At 67.6% G+C, this 3,054-nt stretch carries 3 protein-coding genes; 2 read left to right on the plus strand and 1 reads right to left on the minus strand.

Annotated elements, in window-relative coordinates; translation table 11 throughout:
- Nucleotides 1–77: 77 nt before the first annotated feature.
- Nucleotides 78–380, plus strand: a complete 303-nt coding sequence (locus AB0J09_RS60715; protein WP_184760126.1) for a hypothetical protein — start codon at nucleotides 78–80, stop codon at nucleotides 378–380.
- A 327-nt stretch (nucleotides 381–707) separates the two neighbouring features.
- Nucleotides 708–1,715 (plus strand): RNA polymerase subunit sigma-70, encoded by a 1,008-nt coding sequence (locus tag AB0J09_RS60720; protein WP_360713006.1) that lies wholly within the window; start codon nucleotides 708–710, stop codon nucleotides 1,713–1,715.
- Nucleotides 1,716–2,061: 346 nt separating this feature from the next.
- Here the strand turns inward: AB0J09_RS60720 and AB0J09_RS60725 are convergent, their stop codons facing one another.
- Nucleotides 2,062–2,625 (minus strand): dihydrofolate reductase family protein, encoded by a 564-nt coding sequence (locus AB0J09_RS60725; protein WP_360713009.1) that lies wholly within the window; start codon nucleotides 2,623–2,625, stop codon nucleotides 2,062–2,064.
- Between the last annotated feature and the right edge of the window lie 429 nt (nucleotides 2,626–3,054).

Genomic DNA, 3,054 nt, shown 5'->3' on the forward strand with positions numbered 1-3,054 from the left:
GGTGCCGGTCTGTCGCCATCTGACCCGCTTCCCTGGTTTGTCAGATAACAGGCGGGAAAGGTGCACGGCCCGCACGGGTGTTCCCGCAGGAGCCGATCCTGCCGTTGTCAGATAATACGGCATTATCTGACAAGCTTGGCGGATCGGCGAAGACGAGGACGACCGGGGCACGGACCTGCGGCTCCGTCGCCATCGCGATCGGCATGCTCACCGGCGCAGTTGTCGTCGGCGTCAACGGACAGCTGTGGCTGGCAGCGCTCCTCACCGGCCCCAGCCTCATCGCGCTGGCGAAGATCTTTGTTCTCCGCCGGTCGGATGCCACCGACATGAAGCAACTCCAAGCTCAGCGCGACGCTGTGACCGCGCCACCGCTGGTCTGAACCGTCGGTTAGGCGTCCTGTCCGACCTCGGCGAGGCCGCGCGGGTGACTGACCTCGCCGAGGCGGCGTCTGGTTTGGCATCGCGGTCGGAGGCGCGCCGATGCGGCCCCTAAGTAGCGGGCGCCGAGAAACAACGCTTAGCCGTGCTGGCCCCACCTCGACATCGAGGGTGTGCGAGGGTGTGCCCGACCCGGAGCACGTTCCATGGATCGACCCCGACCCATCCGGCCTGGCGAACGGCCCGGTGTCAGCGGCTTCACCGATCAGAAATCCTCCGCCACGTCGTCAGTTCTGTTAGCCCTCGCACCGGTGGAAGGATTGATGACCATGACCGACACCAGACCGCTGGGCGCCGACGAGGCCACGTTCCTCGCGGCGGTCCGCTCAGGCGACACGGCGCGGTTCGCACTCATCACGGAGCGCCACCGGCGTGAGCTGCAGGTGCACTGCTACCGGATGCTCGCGAACTACGAGGATGCCCAGGACCTGACGCAGGAGACGTTCCTGCGAGCGTGGAACAAGCGGGAGTCGTTCAAGGGCCACGCGGCCCTGCGGACCTGGCTGTACCGAATCGCGACGAACGCCTGCCTCGACTTCCTGGAGAAGCGCAACGACCGCACACCCGTACCGTCCGAGCTGCCGGACCCCGGCTCCGAGGTGCTGTACCTGCAGCCCTACCCCGACCGGATGCTCCCCGAGGACCCGCAGGAATCGGTGGTGGCGCGGGAGACGATCGAGCTGGCGTTCATCGTCGCCGTCCAGCACCTGCCGCCGCGGCAGCGGGCGGTGTTCATCCTGCGCGACGTCCTCGGCTGGCCGGCATCGAAGGCCGCCGACGCCCTCGAGCTGACCGTCGCATCGGTGACCAGCGCACTGCAGCGGGCGCGTGTGACGATGCGCGAGCAGCTGCCCGACCGCCGCCTCGACTGGCGGAGCCCCGCCACCCACGAGCTGTCGAATGACGAGCGGGGCGTGGTGAAGTCGTATATCGACGCCCATGAGCGCAACGACCTGGACGGGCTGATGTCCCTGCTGCGCGACGACCTGCGCTTCGCGATGCTGCCCGAGCCGGGAACCTCGGTCATCACGGCCAAGGACGCGGTGGACGGCTGGGTCTCCGGCGGGCTCTTCCAGCGCGGCCACGACGACTGGCGCTGTATCACCACGACGGTCAACCGCATGCCTGCCGCCGTGCTGTACCTCCGCACCCCCGACGACCCGGAGTACCGGCTATTTACCATCGCGGTCCTGCACATCGTCGACGGGAAGGTCGCCGAGCTCACCGGATTCGACGCCACCGACAAACCATGGCTGGGCCTGCCCCCGACACTGTAATCAGACGAGTCCCCATCGTCGACGAGTCCAGCGCACGGGCCGCCGTCACCGAAGTCACCGCGGAATGAGCACCCCGACCAGCTGAACACCAACGCGACAACGCGAACACCACCGCCCCGCCGGCGTTGCCGGCGGGGCATCTTCACGCCCGAAGAACATCGTCACAATCAACGATGCCGTCGCCCTCATCTCCAGCAAGTCGGTCAACAGCTCACTCGGAACGCAAGGAAAGGCCCGGGGAAGGTTCCCTCATAGCCGAGGGTCACGGTGAGCACGCCAGGAAGGATTTCGACCTGGCCTCACGAGCCCAGGACCTGGCCTCACGAGCCGAGCATCTGGCCCGTGCTCATCGCCTCGTCTCGTATCGGGTCAGCACCACGCCGCCGGGAAACGTCCGCGTCTCCACCAGGTTCAGGTTCACCCAGCTGTCCAGGGCCGTAAAGAACGGCGTGCCGCCGCCCACCAGTACCGGGTGGGTGACCAGCACGTACTCGTCGATCAGCCCGGCCCGCATGGCCGCCCCGGCGAGCGTGGCGCCGCCGATGTCCATCGGGCCGCCGTCCTCGGCCTTGAGCCGGGTGATCTCGGCGACCGCGTCGCCGGTGACCAGGCGGGTGTTCCAGTCGACCGTGCTGGTCGTCGAGGAGAACACCACCTTCGGCATGTCCCGCCAGCGGCGGGCGAACTCGATCTCCGCCGGGGTAGCGCCAGGCTGCTGGTCGGCGGTCGGCCAGTGGGAGCTCATCGTCTCCCACAGTTTGCGCCCGTACAGCGCCAGGCCGGTCGCCCCCACCCGGTCGGACCACCACTGGAACAGCTCGTCGCTCGGTATGCTCCAGCCGAGGTCGTCGCCGGGCGCGGCGATGTAGCCGTCCAGGCTCAGGTTCATGCCGAAGATCAGTTTCCGCATCGTGCCAGCCTCTCGTGAGTCGATCTCACACGTACAGACGGGCACGGCGCGGAAACCTAATCGGTGCGCGATCTGCGTGCGCAGGTAGTCCTCGCGTTCCGGACTCGGCACGGCGTACTCGGCTGGGCTCGAGCACTACCCACCGGATCTCGACTTCACCCTCGTACGGGCAGCGGCGCACCCATGGCCAGCTCTCCCCGACCGCTGCTGCCGTCTGCCCGGACGGGAAGGCCTTCCACGGCCACCTGCAACAGAGGCTGTCTACCGAACTGTGGGCCAGTGCTCCGGCGTTCGCGCCGGGGGTGAAGGCTCACGCGGGAGTGCCTGCTAGGGTGCGAGCGTGCTCTAGCCTTCCGCGTCGGTGAGCAGGTCAGCTCACACGGGTCGTTTCTGCTGTTCGATGTACTGCTTGAGGACCGTGAGCGGTGC

The sequence above is a fragment of the Nonomuraea sp. NPDC049784 genome (assembly GCF_040659615.1).
In the GTDB taxonomy this organism is placed as follows: Bacteria; Actinomycetota; Actinomycetes; order Streptosporangiales; family Streptosporangiaceae; genus Nonomuraea.